General features: G+C 27.8%; 22 protein-coding genes and 1 other annotated feature. Of the genes, 9 read left to right on the top strand and 13 right to left on the bottom strand.

Annotated elements, in window-relative coordinates; all coding sequences use genetic code 11:
• The gene (locus tag CDIF1296T_RS09705) at window positions 1-567 is read left to right on the top strand and encodes a TerD family protein (RefSeq protein ID WP_003439494.1); all 567 of its coding nucleotides are present in this window, start codon (window positions 1-3) and stop codon (window positions 565-567) included.
• Between the two features lie 39 nt (window positions 568-606).
• Window positions 607-1,188 (top strand): TerD family protein, encoded by a 582-nt coding sequence (locus tag CDIF1296T_RS09700; protein ID WP_003430302.1) that lies wholly within the window; start codon window positions 607-609, stop codon window positions 1,186-1,188.
• 56 nt (window positions 1,189-1,244) lie between these two features.
• Here the strand turns inward: CDIF1296T_RS09700 and CDIF1296T_RS09695 are convergent, their stop codons facing one another.
• Window positions 1,245-2,162 carry a LysR family transcriptional regulator gene (locus CDIF1296T_RS09695; protein WP_003439497.1) on the bottom strand — a complete coding sequence of 306 codons (918 nt, stop codon included), beginning with the start codon at window positions 2,160-2,162 and terminating at the stop codon, window positions 1,245-1,247.
• A gap of 129 nt (window positions 2,163-2,291) precedes the next feature.
• Between CDIF1296T_RS09695 and CDIF1296T_RS09690 the strand changes: the two genes are divergently transcribed.
• Entirely contained in the window at window positions 2,292-3,923 is a 1,632-nt protein-coding gene (locus CDIF1296T_RS09690) for an FAD-dependent oxidoreductase (protein ID WP_009896946.1), read from the top strand.
• Between the two features lie 2 nt (window positions 3,924-3,925).
• A complete protein-coding gene (locus CDIF1296T_RS09685) occupies window positions 3,926-4,873 on the top strand; it encodes a 4Fe-4S dicluster domain-containing protein (protein ID WP_003430299.1) in 948 nt (315 codons plus the stop codon).
• A gap of 284 nt (window positions 4,874-5,157) precedes the next feature.
• On the opposite strand, the gene mrpB is transcribed toward CDIF1296T_RS09685, so the two are convergent.
• The 3 genes from mrpB to CDIF1296T_RS09670 all read right to left on the bottom strand — a co-directional run bounded on the left by mrpB (window position 5,158) and on the right by CDIF1296T_RS09670 (window position 6,558).
• Window positions 5,158-5,421, bottom strand: a complete 264-nt coding sequence (gene mrpB, locus CDIF1296T_RS09680) for a DUF1883 domain-containing protein MrpB (protein WP_003439502.1) — start codon at window positions 5,419-5,421, stop codon at window positions 5,158-5,160.
• Window positions 5,422-5,519: 98 nt separating this feature from the next.
• Complete coding sequence (mrpA, locus tag CDIF1296T_RS09675) at window positions 5,520-5,765, bottom strand: MinD-binding cell division protein MrpA (protein ID WP_003430297.1); 246 nt, start codon at window positions 5,763-5,765, stop codon at window positions 5,520-5,522.
• A gap of 424 nt (window positions 5,766-6,189) precedes the next feature.
• Window positions 6,190-6,558 carry a C-GCAxxG-C-C family (seleno)protein gene (locus CDIF1296T_RS09670; RefSeq protein ID WP_003430296.1) on the bottom strand — a complete coding sequence of 123 codons (369 nt, stop codon included), beginning with the start codon at window positions 6,556-6,558 and terminating at the stop codon, window positions 6,190-6,192.
• A 442-nt stretch (window positions 6,559-7,000) separates the two neighbouring features.
• Here CDIF1296T_RS09670 and CDIF1296T_RS09665 point away from each other — a divergent pair, with 442 nt between their 5' ends.
• From CDIF1296T_RS09665 to CDIF1296T_RS09645, 5 genes are all read left to right on the top strand, one after another.
• The gene (locus CDIF1296T_RS09665) at window positions 7,001-7,957 is read left to right on the top strand and encodes an L-threonine 3-dehydrogenase (RefSeq protein ID WP_003433612.1); all 957 of its coding nucleotides are present in this window, start codon (window positions 7,001-7,003) and stop codon (window positions 7,955-7,957) included.
• A gap of 217 nt (window positions 7,958-8,174) precedes the next feature.
• Window positions 8,175-8,522: a hypothetical protein gene (locus tag CDIF1296T_RS09660; protein ID WP_003433614.1), complete on the top strand. Its 348-nt coding sequence runs from the start codon at window positions 8,175-8,177 to the stop codon at window positions 8,520-8,522.
• 39 nt (window positions 8,523-8,561) lie between these two features.
• A complete protein-coding gene (locus CDIF1296T_RS09655; protein WP_003439509.1) occupies window positions 8,562-9,536 on the top strand; it encodes a 3'-5' exonuclease in 975 nt (324 codons plus the stop codon).
• A 105-nt stretch (window positions 9,537-9,641) separates the two neighbouring features.
• Complete coding sequence (locus CDIF1296T_RS09650; RefSeq protein WP_009889750.1) at window positions 9,642-10,301, top strand: DUF421 domain-containing protein; 660 nt, start codon at window positions 9,642-9,644, stop codon at window positions 10,299-10,301.
• A 2-nt stretch (window positions 10,302-10,303) separates the two neighbouring features.
• Entirely contained in the window at window positions 10,304-10,684 is a 381-nt protein-coding gene (locus CDIF1296T_RS09645; RefSeq protein WP_003439516.1) for a DUF4363 family protein, read from the top strand.
• Window positions 10,685-10,772: 88 nt separating this feature from the next.
• Here the strand turns inward: CDIF1296T_RS09645 and CDIF1296T_RS09640 are convergent, their stop codons facing one another.
• From CDIF1296T_RS09640 to CDIF1296T_RS09605, 9 genes are all read right to left on the bottom strand, one after another.
• Window positions 10,773-11,936, bottom strand: a complete 1,164-nt coding sequence (locus tag CDIF1296T_RS09640) for a MerR family transcriptional regulator (protein ID WP_009896941.1) — start codon at window positions 11,934-11,936, stop codon at window positions 10,773-10,775.
• A 107-nt stretch (window positions 11,937-12,043) separates the two neighbouring features.
• Complete coding sequence (locus CDIF1296T_RS19695; RefSeq protein ID WP_330360587.1) at window positions 12,044-12,553, bottom strand: DUF4872 domain-containing protein; 510 nt, start codon at window positions 12,551-12,553, stop codon at window positions 12,044-12,046.
• Between the two features lie 30 nt (window positions 12,554-12,583).
• The gene (locus CDIF1296T_RS19690) at window positions 12,584-13,090 is read right to left on the bottom strand and encodes a BtrH N-terminal domain-containing protein (RefSeq protein WP_009896937.1); all 507 of its coding nucleotides are present in this window, start codon (window positions 13,088-13,090) and stop codon (window positions 12,584-12,586) included.
• 246 nt (window positions 13,091-13,336) lie between these two features.
• Window positions 13,337-14,536 carry an argininosuccinate synthase gene (locus CDIF1296T_RS09630; RefSeq protein WP_009896935.1) on the bottom strand — a complete coding sequence of 400 codons (1,200 nt, stop codon included), beginning with the start codon at window positions 14,534-14,536 and terminating at the stop codon, window positions 13,337-13,339.
• Between the two features lie 252 nt (window positions 14,537-14,788).
• Window positions 14,789-14,996 (bottom strand) — a binding site (T-box leader).
• Window positions 14,997-15,106: 110 nt separating this feature from the next.
• Window positions 15,107-15,844 carry a tRNA pseudouridine(38-40) synthase TruA gene (truA, locus tag CDIF1296T_RS09625; RefSeq protein WP_018112838.1) on the bottom strand — a complete coding sequence of 246 codons (738 nt, stop codon included), beginning with the start codon at window positions 15,842-15,844 and terminating at the stop codon, window positions 15,107-15,109.
• A 21-nt stretch (window positions 15,845-15,865) separates the two neighbouring features.
• Window positions 15,866-17,299 (bottom strand): cell wall metabolism sensor histidine kinase WalK, encoded by a 1,434-nt coding sequence (walK, locus tag CDIF1296T_RS09620; RefSeq protein WP_003430278.1) that lies wholly within the window; start codon window positions 17,297-17,299, stop codon window positions 15,866-15,868.
• Window positions 17,300-17,301: 2 nt separating this feature from the next.
• Window positions 17,302-18,000, bottom strand: a complete 699-nt coding sequence (gene walR, locus CDIF1296T_RS09615) for a cell wall metabolism DNA-binding response regulator WalR (RefSeq protein ID WP_009896932.1) — start codon at window positions 17,998-18,000, stop codon at window positions 17,302-17,304.
• A 28-nt stretch (window positions 18,001-18,028) separates the two neighbouring features.
• Entirely contained in the window at window positions 18,029-19,417 is a 1,389-nt protein-coding gene (locus CDIF1296T_RS09610) for a lipoprotein (RefSeq protein WP_003439536.1), read from the bottom strand.
• Between the two features lie 143 nt (window positions 19,418-19,560).
• On the bottom strand, window positions 19,561-20,709 hold the full coding sequence (locus CDIF1296T_RS09605) for a THUMP domain-containing class I SAM-dependent RNA methyltransferase (protein WP_003423769.1): 1,149 nt from the start codon (window positions 20,707-20,709) through the stop codon (window positions 19,561-19,563).
• Between the last annotated feature and the right edge of the window lie 16 nt (window positions 20,710-20,725).

The raw sequence follows: 20,725 nt of genomic DNA, 5'->3' as shown, positions 1-20,725 counted from the left end.
ATGAGTGTTAGTTTACAAAAAGGACAAAGAGTTAGCTTAGTAAAAGATAATAATCCTGTAAAAAATCTAGTAGTAGGCTTAGGATGGGATATGAATAAATTGGGTAAAAAAAATTATGACCTAGATGCATTTGCAATAGCATTGACTAACCAAGATAAAATGAATGTTAGAGGTGACTTGGTTTATTTTGGAAATCTTAAACACCCTTCTAAAGCTATTATACACACTGGAGATAACTTAACTGGAAAAGGTGAAGGTGATGATGAACAAATAATTGTTAATTTAGAAGACATACCTGAATATGTACATAAAATAGTTTTTGGAGTTTCTATATACAAAGCTAAAAAAAGAGACCAGGATTTTGGTCAAATGAACAACTCTTTTATAAGATTAATTGATTCAAATTCCAAGCAAGAATTATTTAAATATAATCTTCAAGAAGACTTTTCTGGTAAAGTAACAGTTTTGGCAGGAGAAATTTATCGTAGAAATGAAGAATGGAAATTTAATGCTTTAGGAATTGGTCAAAATGAAGAGCTTCGTGAATTAATTAATACATATAAGTAATAATTACAATAAAAAATTTATAATGAGGAGTTGGTTTAAATGGGTATAACTTTAGCAAAAGGACAAAAAGTAAGTTTAACAAAAAGTAACCCTGGTCTAAAAAAAGTAATAGTAGGACTAGGATGGGATATTAATAAATATGATGGTGGCTTTGATTTCGATTTAGATGCCTCTGCATTTTTAACTGGAACTGATGGAAAAGTAACGAATGATGGAGACTTTATATTCTATAATAATTTAAAACACGCTTCTGGAGCTGTTGAATATATGGGTGATAATAGAACAGGTGTTGGTGATGGTGATGATGAACAAATAAATGTAGACTTATCTAAAATACCTCAAAATATTGCTAAAATATCATTTAGTGTTACTATAAACGAAGCAATTACAAGAAGACAAAATTTCGGACAAGTTGAAAATTCATATATAAGAATATATAATGAAGAAACTAATGAGGAACTTATTAAATATGAATTGGGTGAAGATTTTAGCATAGAAACAGCAATAGTTGTGGCAGAACTATATAGACATAATGGAGAGTGGAAATTTAATGCTTTAGGTTCTGGATTTGAGGATGGACTTGCAGGATTGTGTAAAAATTTTGGCGTTAATATAGGCTAATATATCTAAATAAAAATAAGAGTATATTTATATACTCTTATTTTTATTTAGATATATTATAAACTGTTTACACTTCTACTCTTCTTTCTCGCTTGTTTTTTCCCATATTCTACTGAAATATCAAAAAATGCTGAAATATTTTCTGTAAAAAACTTGCTTCTATGATATGCAATATCAAATGTCCTATGTAAATTAATACCTTCAATATCACAAGCCCACAAAAGATGCTTTTTTAAATAATCCTCAATAAGTAATTCGGATATAACTGCAATGCCAAAATTATCTACAACTGCTCTTAATATAGCTTCAGAGTTATAACATGACCATCTAATATTCATTGGGATTTTTAATTCTTTTAATTGCTTTTCTAATTGTGCTCTTGTACCACTTCCTAATTCACGCATAATTAATGGTTGATTTGAAAGTTCTGAAACTTTTATAGAGTCTCTTTTGTAGAACTCATGCTTGTGTGAACATATAAGTACAAGATTATCATTAATAATGCTTTTTGTAACAATATCTGGGTGCTTAATTTTTCCTTCTACAATCGCAATATCTAATTCACTATTAAGTAATTTTTTTGCAATCAGTCTTGTATCTTCTACAAATACTTCAGGTTCTATAAGAGGATTTACCTTGTATAATTCTAACATTATTGGACTTATTACACATGTACCAACAGTTACTGTTGCCCCAACTCTTATACGGATATTTTTTGCACAATGCTTCATACAATCATTCATTTCTTCATTTACAGCTAAAAGATGCCTCCCATATCCAAGAAGTTTTTTCCCTGCCTCAGTTAAATATAATTTTTTTGAAATTCTATCAAATAGCTTAACACCATACTCTTTTTCTATTTCTGAAATAGCTTGGCTAACTGATGACTGGGTAATATACATATTTCTTGCTACTTCACTCATTTTACCACATTCAGCAACCTTAACAAAGATTTCAAGACTACGAATTGTCATATTATCACAACCTTAGCAAACATTAGTAAATGCTTATGATTTTATTAATATTTTAGTATTTTACAAATATATTGTCAAGAAGTATAATTTTATTATAGAGTTATAAAGTAGATTGGAGTGTGATATATTGTGAAAGTATTAATTATAGGTGGAGTTGCTGCTGGAACAAAAACTGCTGCAAAAATAAAACGTGAAATGGGTGATAATTGCTCTGTTACAATACTAAATAAAGGTGATGATATTTCTTATGCAGGTTGTGGTCTTCCATATTACGTTGGTAAGATAATTGAAGATAAATCATCTTTAATCGTAAATACACCTGAAAGTTTTTCTAAACTAACAGGAGCAGAAGTTCGTTGTGGAGTTGAAGTTACATCTATTGATAGAAATGCAAAACAAGTAACTTTGAAAACGCTTTCAACAGGAGAAAAAGAAAATCTAAGCTATGACAAACTTGTAATTGCTACAGGGGCAGACCCAATAAAACCACCAATACCTGGAATAGATTTACCTGGAGTATTCTTTATGCGTACTCCAAATGATGCTATAAAACTAAGAGATTCTATTGAAAACGGTATTAAGAGAGCTGTTGTTATTGGTGGAGGTTTCATTGGTCTTGAAATTGCTGAAAATCTTTCTGCAATGGGTATACGTGTAAGTGTTGTTGATATGGCTGAACATGTTATGCCTGGATTTGATACTGATTTTGCTGAATACGTTGAAAATCATATGGCTGATAAAGGCATAATGATTTTTACAGGTGACCAGGTTGTAGGTATTGAAGGTGAAAATAAAGTTGAAAAACTTCGTACTAAAAATAGAGCTATTAAAACAGATTTAGTGGTTATGTCAGTTGGAATCCGTCCTAACACAGGTTTTCTAAAAGACACAGGTTTAGAATTTGCCCCTAATAATACAATTATTGCAGATGAATATATGCTTACAAATGACAAAGATATATACGTAGTTGGAGACTGTGCTTTTGTAAAAAATTCTTTAACAAATAAACCTACATGGTCACCTATGGGGTCATCTGCAAATCATGAGGGTAGAATTTGCGCACAAAATATATCTGGAAAATCTAAAACTTACAATGGTGTTCTTGGAACAACAGTAGTAAAATTACCTGAGCTCAATGCAGGAAAAACAGGTCTAAGTAAAGAAATAGCTGAAAAAGAAGGTTATAATGTTTGCTCTGTAACCATAGCTACTGATGATAAAGCTCATTATTATCCAGGTGCATCTAATTTTATTATAAGAATGGTTGCTGAAAAAAATACTAGAAAATTATTAGGTGTTCAAGTTATGGGACCTGGAGCGGTTGATAAAATAGTAGATATCGCTGCTACTGCAATAACTTTAGGCGCTGACCTTTATTCATTAGAAAGTATGGACCTTGCATATGCACCACCTTTTTCAACAGCTATTCACCCTTTTGTAGTGGCAGTAAATGTTTTACAAAATAAACTTAATGGAGAACTTGATAGTGTTTTACTTGACGAAATTGAGGATTTTGACAGTTGGACTAAACTTGATGTTTCAAAAGCTCCTTCTATTCCTAGTTTACGTTATATTCCTGTTGGTGAAATTAATGGAGAAATTGAAGGCCTTGCTAAGGATGAAAAAATTCTTCTTATATGTGCTAAAGGTAAAAATAGCTATATGGCGCAAAATCGCTTAAGACGCTTTGGCTATACAAATACGAAAGTTCTTGAAGGTGGAACACTATTTTATCCAAATCTTAAGGTAATGGAGGAGTAAATATGAGTAATGTTACAGCAGAACAAAAAAAGGAAGTAAAAGGTAGAGGTTTTCTACCAAGCAGGGATGGAGAACATTTTGCAGCACGTATAATAACTGTAAATGGTGTAATAAATGCATCACAAGCAAAAAAAATTGCAGAAGCTGCTGAAAAATTCGGAAACGGTCAGTTAGCATTTACTACTAGACTAACAGTAGAATTACCTGGTGTAAAATTTGAAGATATTGAAGCTCTAAGTGAATTTATTGCTAGCGAAAATCTAATAACAGGTGGAACTGGATCAAGGGTTCGTCCTGTTGTGGCTTGTAAAGGTACTGTTTGTGTTCATGGTCTAGCTGATACACAGGCACTTGCTGCTGAAATACACGAAGAATTTTACAAAAATTGGTATGATGTAAAACTACCTCATAAGTTCAAAATTGGTGTTGGTGGATGCCCTAATAACTGTATTAAACCTGACCTAAATGATCTTGGAATTGTTGGTCAACGTGTACCTGACTATGATTCAGAGCTTTGTGTTGGTTGTAAAAAATGTGCTGTTGTAGAGGTCTGTCCTGTTAAAGCAGCTAAATTAACAGATAAAGGTAAACTTGAAATAGATAGTAATCTATGTAATAACTGTGGTAAGTGTATAGAAAGTTGTAATTTTGATAGTATTGAAGAAAAAGAATCTGGTTATAAAGTCTATATAGGAGGGAAATGGGGAAAATCAGTTCGTCCTGGAACACAGATTGATAGATTATTTTCAAAAGAGGAACTTATGACTTTAATTGAAAAAGCAATTCTTTTATTTAGAGAACAGGGTAACACAGGTGAACGTTTTGGAATAACTATCGATAGAATCGGTGCTGATAAATTTATAGAAATGCTTTTATCAGATGAAGTTTTGGAAAGAAAAGAAGAGATACTAGAGGCTCTTTTACACCTTACAGGTGGAGCTGTATGCTAACAATAAATATTTTAATTGTACAGATAACCTATGGAAAAAATTTTAGTTAAGAATAATTAAAATTCTATATATGATATATGATAAATGAGGCTATCTCAAAACACAGATACGCCTCTTTTTCATTGTTGAAATGATAAAGTATATTTGAGTTCATATAAAAAAGAGTGTCTCGTGAATTATAAAATTCATTTTGAGGCACCCACATTATTTTATAATAATTGCTTATTAATTTTATTTTAACTATATAAAAAGTACAAAAAGTAAGAATATCCAATATTCTAAAATTAATTTTGAATTGTATTGATTGAAAAGTTTACTATTCCACTATTTCCATCTTGATTTACTACTAGATACCATGTTCCAGTATTAGGAACTCTCATTCTACATGGATTTTTCTTTGCAAATCCACCATAGTAATCATAATTTCTTTGATTTTTAAATTTCACATAATTTATATGGTCTAACAATATTACATTGGCTTGTTTCTCTAAATTTACCTCTACAATATCCCCTTTTTTTAAGTTCATCTTACTATAACTATATTCCATTGAATTACTCCTCCAGTATCGAATAATCTTTGTTATTTACTCATCTCAAATATGTAAAAATTCATTTAAAATATTACAAATACTATATAATTAGACTATTATCCAGTTTTAACCTTATTTACTACAATCCAAAGGTTATTAAAAATATTATTGGCAACAACTTCTCCATCCCATACAACTCTTTCTTCTTTATTTTCTAATAAAGCATAGTACCCAGAGTCAGAACTTTCATCTTTATAGACTGTAACATAAAACTCTTCATCACTATATTCAGGTATATTTTTAAAGTCTTCAGATATTTTACATGTTAATATATAACCTTCTAATTCTTCATCTATAAACAAAGCAATTCCTCCAATCTCTATATTTTTACTAATTATACCATATTATGTCATAAACTTTTTATTTTATTACAAATTTCTATTTTTTCTTTACTTTATAAATAAATTATATAAATTTTAACTTTTTAACTTTATATTATACTAATTAATTCTTTTGTTTTCCTATATATTTCTTTATAATTTATAAATTTAGCCATTAATTTATACGATTTTATATAGGTAAACATATACTCTCACTTAATATTAAATAATTTACATTTTTTCTATACTATAATCATATTCTTTTGTCAGTTAGTAATTTTCAAAGTAGATTGTTTCAATTAAAATATAATAAAATTGATTTAAAAATTATAATAAACTAATACTTATTAAAAATATCATAAAAAAACAAGTATTCTATCGAATGTAAAATACTTGTTTCTTAGAATTATTTTTGATTTTTTAGCATATCATTTAGAGCATCATATGTGAAATTTATTATTTCTTCACAAGTTACTTTATTTTTTTTAAGAGATACACATATTTCTGAGCTGTATTTATTTCTTACTCTATTCAATAGCTCTCTTGAATACTTCCTTGCTATATTTTCATCTAAATTACTATTTCGCCCATTTAAATACCCTATTATAACAACAGCAGCATTTACAGCTCCACAAACACTTCCAACATTCATTCCAACCCCCATACCACTTCCTATTGAGATTGGTATATCTGTGTTGTGTTCCTCATTATAAGACTTTATTAATGCCTCTGCACAAGTGTATCCTTGGCTATGATATATTGATGGTCTTGTCATTTTTATACTTCCTTTCAAATTTTATTTTATATGTTTTGCTACTTTAAACATGCTAATGGTCTACATATCATATATACTATTTTTGTATCTATAAAATCCAACCTATATTCACTATAAATAAATTTATAATTTTATCAATTTATATTACTTTTTATATAAAGTTACTTTAATTTAAAGCTTTACTTGATATGCTTTTATTATATATTAAATTAACTCTATTTTCTGTGACTTAGTCACACAATCTATATATAATAATTTAATCTACTCTTTTATTGTTATACAATAGACCATTATATATTAGCTTTAAATTTTTAGGCACTTACTGCACTTCATTCAATTAAGTCGTATATTATTATCTTTAATTCTTTGTATTTAAACAAAAGATTTGCTAAAATAAAAATAAGTAGTACTACATAAATTAAACCCTTAGGAGGTTGTGAAATTGAAAAAAATACTTATAACAGGTGCATTAGGACAAATAGGTTCAGAATTAACAATAAAGCTTAGAAATGAGTATGGAGAACAAAATGTAATCGCTAGTTCAAGGAGAGTAAAAGAAGGTAATCCAGTATGTGAATCTGGTATATTTGAGATATTAGATGTTACAGATAAGAATCGTTTTTTTGAAATTGCAAAAAAATATGATGTAGATACTATAATTCATCTAGCATCTTTACTTTCTGCAGTTGCTGAAAGTAAACCTCTAGAAGCTTGGAACTTAAATATGAATGGATTAATAAATGGTCTTGAAATAGCCAAAGAATTGGATTGTAAATTTTTTACACCTAGTTCAATTGCTGCTTTTGGTGAAAATTCTCCAAAAAATATGACTCCTCAAGATACATTACAAAGACCTAATACTATGTATGGTGTGACTAAAGTTTCTGGAGAATTACTATGTGATTATTATCACTCAAAATTTGGAGTAGACACTAGAGGTGTTAGATTTCCAGGTCTTATTTCTTATGTTACGCCTCCTGGTGGAGGAACTACAGATTATGCAGTTGATATATATTATGAGGCATTAAAAAATAAGAGATATAAATCTTATATAGCAGAAGGTACAAAAATGGATATGATGTATATGCCTGATGCACTTCAATCAATAGTGGATTTAATCGAAGCTCCAGCTGATAAACTCATCCATAGAAATGCTTTTAATATTACTGCTATGAGCTTTTCTCCTGAAGAAATAGCTGATTCTATAAAAAAATATATTCCTGATTTTGTGATAGAATATGATGTAGACCCTGTAAGACAAAGTATAGCTGATTCTTGGCCTAACTCTCTAGACAGTAGTAGTGCAGTAAAAGAATGGAACTTTAAGTTTAGTTATGATTTAGATAAAATGACCAAAGATATGTTAGAAAAATTATCAGAAAAAGGAATAGGCAAATAACAACCTATCATTTTTATCAAAATAGGCAATATACTCCATCCTCAATGTAAGCAGGGTGGAGATATAAGCCTGTAATATGTTAATATAAGTTAAAAATGGGTAAAAAATTATATAGCTAAAGACTTTTAATCTTAAAATATATCTAAATAAGATTCAAAAATGAATAATAGTATTAAAAGGAAAGGAAAAGCTACTATGTAAGTAGCAGGTACTAATATTGCTAAATTTAAAAGAAATTAGAGAGGAAATCATAAAAAAATACATAGGTGATAGTTTAATTTCTGAACTTACAGAGGAATTAAAAAATATACTTATAACAGATTTACAGTCTAACCCGTTTAAAAGTAATATTGAGCTCAGTATAATACCAGCAAATATAGAAATATTTAAAAAGATAGAAAATATATTAATAGACTCTAAAGTTAATTTAAAAATGGGTTGGGAAAGAATACTTATAAATTATATCTTAAAAGATTTATTTGAATTAAATTATGAAATAAATAAAAGTTGTAATGAACCTTTGATGTTTAGAGTCATTATATCTATTGATTCTTATGATGCTTAGGCTCAATAAATAATTTACCTGAGGATGTGCTTTAGATTTATGAAATACAAGTTATTTATAGACTTTGAATTTAATATACTAGATGATAATAAAAATAAACCAAAAGAATATAATGGTGCGGAATTAATTTCTATTGGTGGAGTTTTAGTTGATAACGAATTTAATACAATAGATAATTATTACTCTTTAGTTAAGCCAAAATACAATAAAATACTTTCAAATAAATGTAAAAATTTAACCAAATTGAACCAACTAGATATCAATAATGCTCCTAATCTTTTATATGTTATGGATGATTTTTATAAATGGTTTTGTAAATTTGATGATGTTACAATATATAATTGGGGTGATTTTGATATAACTGGCCTTCTAACTTCATTTAGAGTATATAAATATACAGGTAAATGCTTAGAGTTATTTAATATGATGATTGACATTCAACCTTTTATATCTCAACATATTACATACAATAATAGAATCTTATCTAAGCAAATATCTTTACTGAATATGAAAAAAATTTTTTCTGTAGAAGGAGATATTAAACATAACTCACTTTCAGATGCTGTGGATTTAATGAATGTGTGTAAATGCTTTTTCTTTAACTCCCCTAAAAATATCGATATTCTTGAAGAATTATATAATAAATTACCTGCTCTCAAAACACCTTTATATTATATTCCCTACTTTGAAGATGAAAATTTTGAACTCAAATTTGATAGAACTCCAGAAGATATAATAATATATCTTAAACAAATATTAACTATACTAAATATAAGTAAAAAAGAAATTTATTTTAAAAAAAGAAGTGTATTAGTGAATAACTCTAAAATTATTAACTTTAAAAATCTATCTTCTTCTTTCAAATTAATAAAACTCAATGAATTTGAAGAATATCCTGATTTTATCTTAAAATTAGGAGATAAAAAGAGTTTTGTTGAATCTGTTATTAAAATAAATAAAAGTAACAGAAAATCCATAAAAAATTTAATATTAAAATTATCAAAAAAACCTTAAATAGTTGAATCCAATTATTTAAGGTTTTTTATACTTTGAATTAAATTTTTTATATAGGATATACTAACTAAGTGTAAATATTTTTTAAAGGAGTAATTGATAGATATGACAGTAGTATTAATAAGAAGTATTATATTATACATAACAGTGCTAATTGCACTTAGAGTCATGGGAAAAGGTGAAATAGCTGAAATGAACTGTTTTGATTTAGTTATAACACTATTAATTGCAGAAGTTGCATCTGTCCCAATGGAAAATAATAATATACCAATCATAAATGGTGTTGCAGCAATATCTGGACTTGTAATCATGCAGACTCTAATTTCATTCTTATCATTAAAAAGCAGAAAATTAAGTTCATTTTTATCAGGTAAACCTTCTGTATTAATAGATAAAGGAAAAATTGTATATAAAGAGCTTAAAAAAGAAAGAATTAGTATAGATGAATTATTAGAACAACTTAGGATTCAAGGATACTTTAACCTAAAAGATGTACAATATGCTATTTTGGAGACTGATGGTAATCTAAGTGTTGTACCAGCATCAAGCTACAATAGTACTCCTCCAAGAGCTTTTAATCATTTACCTATCCCACTTATACTGGATGGTAGAATAATAAATAAAAATCTAGACATAGCTCAAAAAGATACTAACTGGTTAATGGGTATTTTAAAATCTAATCACATAGAAACTTTTAAAGATGTTCTTATTTGTGTTTTAGATGAAAATGACAAAATATTTATTCAAAATAAAAAGGGTGATTAATATTGAAATCTACAACATTTGTTATACTATGGACTATCTTATTTGTATTATTTGGATTTTACGTTAACAATAAACTATATGATTTTACAGAAGGATATAAAGACAATATATCTGTTTTAGAAAAATCTATAGAAAATGAAGATTGGGAAAAAGCTCAAAAAGAAGCTGATTCAATATCTACGAGTTGGAATAAAGAAAAAAACCATTGGTACAAAGTTTTAAATCATGAGTACTTTGATGAAATAGGATTAAGGTTTAATATTCTGGACAAAGCAATTTATACTGAAAATAAATTAAAATCTTTAGAAGAAGTTGAAAGTATAAAAACATATTTGGGAAATATTATTGAAAGTGTTAAGTTTGATGTAAACTATATATTTTAATAACTTTAAATAAGGATATAGATGGAGCTAATCTACATCCTTATTTTTGTGCTTTTATAAAACTTACATATTTTTTACTTCCAAATTTTCAACAATTATTATTATCAAAATAAATCTTAAAAGCTTCTCCAATAAACTTAGATGCACCATCACCATAATTCTTATCAGTTACTTTTATATAGTTAGAATCTTGTAAATAAAGCTCTGACATATAATCAAAGTATCTTTCACCATTGTCTATTTTATAAAATTCATTACTTCTTTTCATTTCATTGTCTATTTCTTCAACAATGCTTTGAACTTCCCTTGAAGAACAATCTCTACTCAAATCTTCTACAAGTTTTTCATACAATGTATTTATCTTTGGTTTTCTATCTCTTAGATAAGTCTTTAGTACTTGTCCAATAAACTTACCTGCTCCACTTCCATACTTTTTATCTACTTCTTCTATCCACATAGGATTTACTAGATAATTTTGAACCATATAATACCAGTTGTCATCACCAGTATCCATAGAGAAAATTTCATAATCTTTTTTAGATATATCTGTTATCTCTTTTGCTATTTCTTGAAGGTCTGTTGAAGAATGATTCCTACTTAAATCTTCTACAAGCTTTCTATATAATTCTTTTAATTTTGGATGTTTTTCTTTTAAACAATCATTTTTATATCTATCAAATTTTTCTCCTAAATTCAATATATCACTGCTAAAATTTGTTTTTATAGCTTGGGCAAACTTCTCAATAGTTCCATATTGTTTTATAGCCATTTTAGCAATTTTCTCTTCATTAGACTTAACTCTTTCTATATATTCATTGTATTTTTCTACACTACCATAAATTTTAATTACCTTATTCCTATGCTCTCTTTTAAATTCTTCTAAAACATCAAAATACTCGCTCATATCAAACTCTTTAAAATCAATATTTCCTTCTCCTCTTAGAGTTTGATTTATAAGCTCTATCAATTCATCCAGTCTCTTTCGTTTTAAAATAAGTAATTTTTTTTGATTTTTTAGAGCTTCAACCTTATCAAAATATTGGCTTGACATTATTTCCTTAACCTCTCTTAAAGGAATATCAATCTCCTTAAAAAATAAAATTTGTTGAAGAGTTTTAATAGATTCATCATCATAAAGTCTATATCCTGCATCTGTAATTTTATTTGGTTTTAAAAGACCTATTTCATCATAATAATGTAATGCCCTCACACTTATTCCAGTTAAATCAGAAACTTGTTTCACTGTTCTCATATCCACACCTCAAATTTTAATTTTACAGCCATCAATACCTACTAATATATTCAAGCTATATTTTCATATTACACTATTACGTAATGTTAGGGTCAACAATATATTTTTTATACATCCAAGATTAAATATCCTGTTTTCATATGCTCTAAGACCTCAGAGAACAATAACGGAAGTTGTCCTGTATCATCACATGTTTGAGTTAAGTAATCTATTATAATATTGGATATTTTCTCAATTATAATAGCAGTTTTATCAAAAATATCAGCTACTTGTATAAAAGAGTCGTTTTTGTATTCCTCCCCAATACTGTTGAGCATTCTACTCATTTTATCAAATCCACCTTTAAATTGAACAGTATCTGGTTCTTTAATTCCTTTGATTGCATTTGGAATTGTTGGTACTGTTCCAAAAAACATAACCATATTGGTCAAAATCTTATCATAATCATCTTTATCCAATTCAGTGTTCCACTGTGGCAACTCTTTAATAAACTTTTCAAAACCTTTATATCCCAAAAATCCTTTAGGTGGATTTAAAAACATATCACGCTTTATAGCAATAGCTTCTCTAGCAATGTTATATTTATTCTTTGAAGTATTCATTCTTATTGTGCAAATAGTATTTTCTTTGCTTAATCCAGGGGAATTTCAATTCATGCTTTCACGTAATTTATCATAAGAAAGATGTAATAATTCTGTTCTACCACAATCATACAGATATATTCCTTCATCATCATATCCTACCATTAATATATAATGAAAAGGAATGTGTTCTTTATGATATAGCTTCTTATAATATGGTAGATAATACATATCTAAAGCTCCTAAAATAACTGGATATCCATCATCAATTTCAGATTTTGCTTTCTTTAATGCTTGCTCATACTTTTTAAACTCATGATGTTTGTATTCAAATCCAACAATTGGTGCTAAAAATTTATACATCTGTTTTGTCCTTCCATCTCCCAAAGCTACCATTCTTTTCAAATCAGCTTTATTTGTTTTCATATAACAAAATGAACCAAAACCTGACAGTAAAAAGAAAAAATCGTTTGGAAGGCATTCACCGGTTTTATTTATATATAAATCTTCTATACCATTCCACATACACTCATAATCATGTGAATGATGTTTAATTTCAATTATTTTTCTCATATAATCTATCTCCTCACTATAAATTTTCATTAGATTCAGTATAAACCCTCTTACAATGAGAGAGTCAATAACTATTGTATTTATAAAATTTATATTTTAGGTCTTATATTTTCACATTATTAAGCCATTTGGAACTATAATATATTTTTTTATACTATTTACTGTATAATTTAATAAATTCAAATAAAAAAAGAGCATATAAAAACCTAAAAATAGTTTTTATACACTCTTAAATAATTTATTTTATTATTTTCCAGCTTTCATAGCTCTGATTTTTAATGGTAAAGTGAATAAATTAATAAATCCTTCTGCATCTTTGTGGTCATAAAGTTCACTATTTCCAAAAGAAGATATTCCTTCATCATAAAGAGCATTTTCAGTAAATATTCCAGCAGGTTTTATATTTCCTTTGTAAAGTTTAACTTTTACTGTTCCTGTAACATTATCTTGAGTTTGTTCCATAAATGCATCTATAGATTCTCTTAATTTACAATACCATAGTCCATTGTAAATAAGTTCTCCGTATTTATAAGATACCATTTGTTTGAAATGTAATGTATCTTTGTCTAAAGTAGCACTTTCTAAAATATTATGTGCTTCATAAAGGATTGTTCCTCCTGGAGTCTCATATATACCTCTTGATTTCATACCAACAAGTCTATTCTCAACTATATCTATAACACCAATTCCATGTTTACAACCCAACTCATTTAACTTATGAATCAGTGCAACTGGAGATAATTCTTCGCCATTTACCTTTTTAGGTACACCTTTTTCAAAGTAAACTTCTACATATTCAGCTACATCACATGCATCTTCTGGGTCTACACATTGTTTATAAACATCTTTTTTATGTTCATTTTCTAGGTGCTCTATATCTCCACCTTCTGTTGAAACATGCCAAAGGTTAGCATCTACTGAATATATTTTAGCTTTAGTTGCTGTTACCTTTATATTATGTTTTTCAGCATAGTCTATAGCATCTTCTCTTGATTTTATATTCCAAATTCTCCAAGGTGCAATAACTTTTATAGTCGGGTCAAGAGCTGCAATTGTAGCTTCAAATCTAACTTGGTCATTACCTTTTCCTGTACATCCATGGCATATATATTTTGCACCTTCTTTATGAGCAACTTCAACTAATTTTTTAGCTATTATAGGTCTTGCTAAAGAAGTTCCTAATAAGTATTTTCCTTCATATTTAGCCTCTGCTTTTACGGCTTTAAATATAGTTTCAGTTACAAATTCTTCACTTATATCATCCACATATGCCTTTGATGCTCCACTTTGTAAAGCTTTTTCATATACATCTTCCATTTTATCTTCCTGACCTACATTTCCACAAACAGCTATAACATCTATATCTTCATAATTTTCCTTTAACCAAGGTATTATGATTGATGTGTCAAGTCCTCCTGAATATGCTAATACTACTTTTTCCTTCATTTTTAATTCCTCCCAATCTTAAATTATAATTTTTATTTTATAGAAATTCTTAATATTGAATGACTCTGAGAATTTAGACTCACATAAAATCATTTTAATACTAAAAAAACCCCTTAGTATTTTAAAATACTAAGAGGCGAAATATCCGCGGTACCACTCTTATTGATAAACTTAGCTAATCAATTAGTAAATGTTCAACATACCAGATAAACACTAATAATTAAATATATTAAAAAACGCCTCTTGGAAAAACCAAGAGACGAAATATATCCGCGTTACCACTCTAATTGATAAGATAAACTTATCCACTCTTTCTCTTAAGGCGAGATTACCTACTAACATACTAAATTCAATTAGTATCCTCCAAAGTTCTTTTCACTAATACTTATTTGCCAAGCTTCCACCATCCTCAGCTCTCTATAAAACACATAGAAGTTACTCTCTTTCTCACAGGATTTAAATATAAAGTTTTATATCTCTCTTATAAAATATATAATAGTTTATTTTTCCATTTATGTCAACTATATAATTTATTTTATTTTTATTTTAAAGAGAGTTTTATATAATTGATTAATATGTTACTTTCCAAAGACATAGTCCTTTAGCTGGTGCAGTATCTGATGATTGACATCTATCTTTTGATTCAAGCATATACTTAATATCTTGTGGAGCTCTTCTTTTTAGACCAACATCTATCAAAGCACCTACTATTATCCTTACCATGTTATACAAAAATCCATTTCCTTCTACATATATTTCTATAACATTATCATCTTCTTTTATATTTATAGAATAAATTTCTCTTACATTTGATTTTTTCTTAGATTTAGAAGAAGCAAAACTAGTAAAATCATGTTCTCCTACTAAATACTCACTTGCTTTTCTCATTCTATCTAAATCTAATTTTTTACTTACATGAGTAGCATATTTTCTTATAAAAGGATTATGATACTTATTATTGTCAATTTTATACATATAAGTCTTTGACTTTACATTGTATCTTGAATGAAATCTTTCATCAACTTCTTCAACAGTTTTTACAACTATATCTTCTGGTAAATATTGATATAAATATTTTTGAATTTTATCCAAAGAATCCATACAATTAGTTCTAAAATTTACCACTTGTCCTCTTGCATGAGCTCCCATATCAGTTCTTCCAGAACCTATTATCTCCACTGTTTCATTAGTCATTTTACTTAAAACATTTTCAAGTTTTTCTTGAATAGTCATATTATTGTCACCTAATTTTTGATATCCTTTATATCTTGAACCATCGTATGCTACTATCATTTTTATGTTTCTCATCTTAATCCTCTTTCTAAGAATTTATGCTTGTTTAGCAAATTTATTTTTTATATTAAAAGTTATTTTTGTTCCAACATTCTTTTCACTTTCTATTTTCATTCTTCCACCATGAAGTTTTACAATTTCATTACTAATTGCTAGTCCTAATCCACTACCAGCCTTATTATAATCTTCTTGGAAAAATTTATCTAACACTTTATTTAAATTTTGCTTTTCTATACCTGAACCATTATCCTCTACTGATATGGTTGTTATCTCTTCATCTTGAGAAGCTACAACTTTTATGTAACCACCTTGACTCGTAAATTTAAATGAATTTTGTATTAAATTTATGAGAACCTGTCTTAATCTATTTTTATCTCCTTGAATGTTCTCTATAAATTCATTTTCAAATTCAAATAAAAGTGATATATCTTTTTCAGCTGCTTTAACTTTAAGTTGATTTACAACACCTACAATTAAACCTTCAACATCAACTATATCAACATGAAGTTTTATCCTGTCTGAAGAAAGCCTTGAAAAGTCTAATAATTCTTCAACTAGTTTTATAAGTCTTTCTGTTTCATCTTGTATAATGCCTAAACCTAAGTCTAGTTCTTCTCTTGTTATACTTTCATAACCTAAGGTTTCACTCCACCCCTTTATAGATGTAAGAGGAGTCCTTAGTTCATGAGATACAGATGATATAAATTCCTCTTTTAATTTTTCACTTTTGTCAATCTCATGTGCCATGTGTTCAAATGTCTGTGCTAAATCACCAATTTCATCATCTACAATCTTCATCTTTTCTAATTTTATATTATAATTTCCTACAGCCAATTCATTTGCAAATTTCTTTAGCTCTCGTAATGGTTTTATAAGAGTCTCAGCAAATTTAAGACTTATTAGTATAGCTATAATAAGTATAAATATTCCTGCTAATATAAGCCATGTAGCTTGCTTTAATATTGCATTATCAATAGCATCTAATGATACTGTATATCTAACAACACCTTCTATTATATTATTTACCTTAAGTGGTAAGGAGATACTCATAACATGCTCTCCTGTATCTGGTATTCTATAAGTATAAGGTGTTAAATTTTTAGTTTTTATATCTTTTAATGCATTGTTAACATCTTCATAGTTTGCTTTTTCTTTACTTTTAAAACCATATTGGTCTAATATAATATTTTTATCTTTATCTATTATTGAAATTCCAAATTCTGAATTTTTAGTTAAGGGTTGTTTATCAAATATATTTTTTACTTTTTTCTCAAAACTTGTAGTTTCCATTGTAATAGCATTATATTCATCAGCATATTTTATTTCAGATTCAAGTAGCTGTTTGACAGAATCATAATAGTAGTTTTGTATGTAAAACATGAACAATCCTTCAAACAGAGTAACCATTATAATAATTATTATAAAATAGTTTTTTATTACTTTTTTTCTCAGACCTTCAAAATGTAACACTATTATTCTTCCTTTCTAAAACAGTATCCATAACCCCAAATAGTTTGTATATATTTTGGTTTTGATGGGTCATCTTCTATTTTATTTCTTATCCTTCTTATATTTACATCTACTATTTTAAAATCATATAAATAGTTAGTTCCCCATACTTCGTCTAATATCTGGTCTCTACTTAACGACTGCTTAGCATTTGATATTAGATATTTCACTATTGAAAATTCAGTTGGTGTAAGCTCAATTTCCTTTCCATTTTTAAATAATTTTCTTTTGTCTATATCAAGTATAAATGGTGGAGAAACTATCTCACTCGACTTAACACTTGAATCATCCTTTGCTACTCTTCTAAGAAGAGCAGAAACTCTGACTAAAAGCTCTTTTATACTAAATGGTTTTATGATGTAATCATCTGCTCCTGAGATAAATCCTTCTATTTTATCATCTTCTTGAGCTTTAGCAGTAAGCATTATTATACCTACTTGGTCAAAATTCTCCCTTATAAATTTACATACTTCTATACCACTTATATCTGGAAGCATTACATCTAAAAGAGCTATTGTAATATCCTTTTCTGTTGTCATTTTTTCTATAGCTTCTCTTCCAGTACCTGCCTCAACTATTTCATAGCCTTCCCTTTTTAAGTTTATACTAACAAAACTTCTAATACCAATTTCATCTTCTAGTATAAGTATCTTTTCCTTCATAAAATAAAACCTCCAATTGAGTATAATATTAACCATATATTAATGAGAAATATTCTTTTAATGCGTCTATAGTCATATCTAGCTTATCCATTTCATTTGCATTGTTTACAACTAGTAAGAAAGTATATTCATCGCTCTCTTGAAGTACAATAGAATTTTGAGTACCTGTATTTTTTCTATCTTCAAGTTTATTTTTACTCTCTACTACTATATTAAATAAATTCTTACGGTCTGAATAGTCAAAATAGTAAAATTTAAATACTGCTTTTTCTCCAACAAATTCCTGTTCAACAAGTATTTTATCAAATAAATTATTTGGAATAAATAATTTAAAATTATATTTATAATTATAATATATCTGACTTGTAAATATTAAACTTGAGTCAGCACCTTCTTTTCCATTCCATCTATACCAACTTATAGTTGCAGATGATTTAGAACTATAAGTATTTTTATTATTACCTGTACTGCCTGCAACTATAGGTATTTCTATAATCTTATCTTTGTCAATATCATCTACAGGTATATAATAAGATTTAGTAATAGTTTTATCATAATCACTAAAAGCTTTGTTAATTTTCCCATCTTTCATATAAAGTATCTGCGTAATATAGTTATTATCTTTCAATATAGGAATATCAAGTACAATACCTTTTATAGCTGCAGAAGAATTTCCAACAGATGAAGCAACATTACCTAATGTTATATATAATTCACTTAAGTTTTTTACATTTTCAAACTTAACAGAATCTTTGATTTTCATTTTCCCATCAAAATTTGCAACACTTGCAAACATTTCATTAGTCTTATTATTCAAATGAAGCATCAATATGTCTAACTTGTCATCTCCATCTATATATCCAATTTTTACTTTCATGTCATTAAAATCTTCTTTATTTTGAAGCCATGATGCATCCAAGTCATATATTTTTGTTATTTCATTATCTACTACTTTATATATATGCATATTCGTTTTGTCTTTGGATTTAACCAATAAGATAACTTCCTTATATCCATCTGAGTCCAAATCATAAAAATTAGCATATTCTATTGATTCGCCATTTTCTAAAAAATGGTCTCCAAGTACGTATTTTTCTCCATTGTAACTCAAGGTTACAAACCCTACCTGACTCACATTATTACTTAAATCTTCTTTTTGTTCAAATACTACTAATTCATCAATTCCATCGCTGTTTAAATCTACCTTATTTATTTTTCCTACTTCTTTTGTATTAGAAGGCAATATCATAGATGAATCTGGTTTTAGTAACTGGTCAATACCATCATACAATACTTTTTTTGTATCATCATAGTCAGGTATCTTCGCTAATTGTTCTGGAGATTCAGTTTTTATATTACATCCAGTAACAAATAACATCATCAGGGCTACTACAGTAATAAGCTTTAACACTTTCATTTAACTCCTCCTAATCCTATAAATCTTTAAATCTTTAAATTTGTTCACAAAAATCTCCTCACAATAATTAGACGTTTCAAGGCATCATAATGTTTTACTTATTTTAATAAAATTTTATATTTTACAAATAAATCATGTAAAACTTATTTATTATTTCTAGGAGGCTTAGGACCCGGATATTGGAAAAAGTTAGTTTTTAACATACCATTATACAATTTTCTTTTTTTATCTGCTTTTTGCCCAAACTCATATTCAAAGTCTTCATAAGAAGTTATCAAATAATACGACCAATTTTTTAATTTTCTAAATGCATAACCAAGCTCCTTATACAACTGTTTAACACTGTCTTTATCTTCTAATCTTTCTCCGTAAGGAGGATTAGTGATTATAAATCCAAACTCATCTTCACTTTTAAATTGAGTTGCATCTCCTACATTAAACTCTATATATTCATCTACACCTGCTATTTCAGCATTTTCTCTAGCTATATCTATAGATTCTTCATCTATATCATATCCATAAATCTTAAATTTAGATTCATTATCTATCTTATTAAAAGCATCTTTTCTTACATCCCACCATATTTTCTTATCAAGAGTTCTCCACTTTTCTGATATAAACTCTCTATTTAAGCCAGGTGCCATATTTATACCAATCATAGCAGCTTCAATCAATATAGTACCAGAACCACACATAGGGTCTACTAAAACTCTACCTGCTTTCCAGGGAGTTAAATAAATAAGCCCAGCAGCTAAAGTCTCTCTTATTGGAGCTTTATTTGCCTTTTCTCTATATCCTCTCTTATGCAAAGCATCTCCTGTTGTATCTATAGAAATGGTTACTTTGTCTTTGTGTATAAATACAAAAATAGGGTATTTCTCCTTATCTTCTTTAAGCAAACCATCCTCCAAATAACTTTTCTTTAAGCTTTCTACTATAGCCTTTTTTACTATGGCTTGTACATCTGGTGTACTGTATAATTTTGATTTTATAGAGGAAGCTTTTGATATAGGAAATTGAGCTCCATAAGGTATATATCTAGACCAGTTTATTCTTTTTGTATTTTCAAATAATTCATCAAAGCTTTTTGCCTCAAATTCAGCAATTTTAAGATGTACTCTTTCAGCACATCTCAACCACATGTTTGACTTTGCTATTCCAAACTCATCAGTTTTATATGTTATTCTTCCATCTTCTGTTTTTATTATTTCATATCCTAAATTAGTAATCTCTCTAGCCAGCATTTTTTCCATTCCAAAAAAACATGGCGATATTAACGTATAATTTTTCATAAAACCTCCTGTTTCC

It is taken from the genome of Clostridioides difficile ATCC 9689 = DSM 1296, from assembly GCF_001077535.1.
Classification (GTDB): Bacteria; Bacillota; Clostridia; order Peptostreptococcales; family Peptostreptococcaceae; genus Clostridioides; species Clostridioides difficile.
Note: the sequence above shows the minus strand (reverse complement) of the source record. Positions and strands in the feature narration are given on the sequence as shown.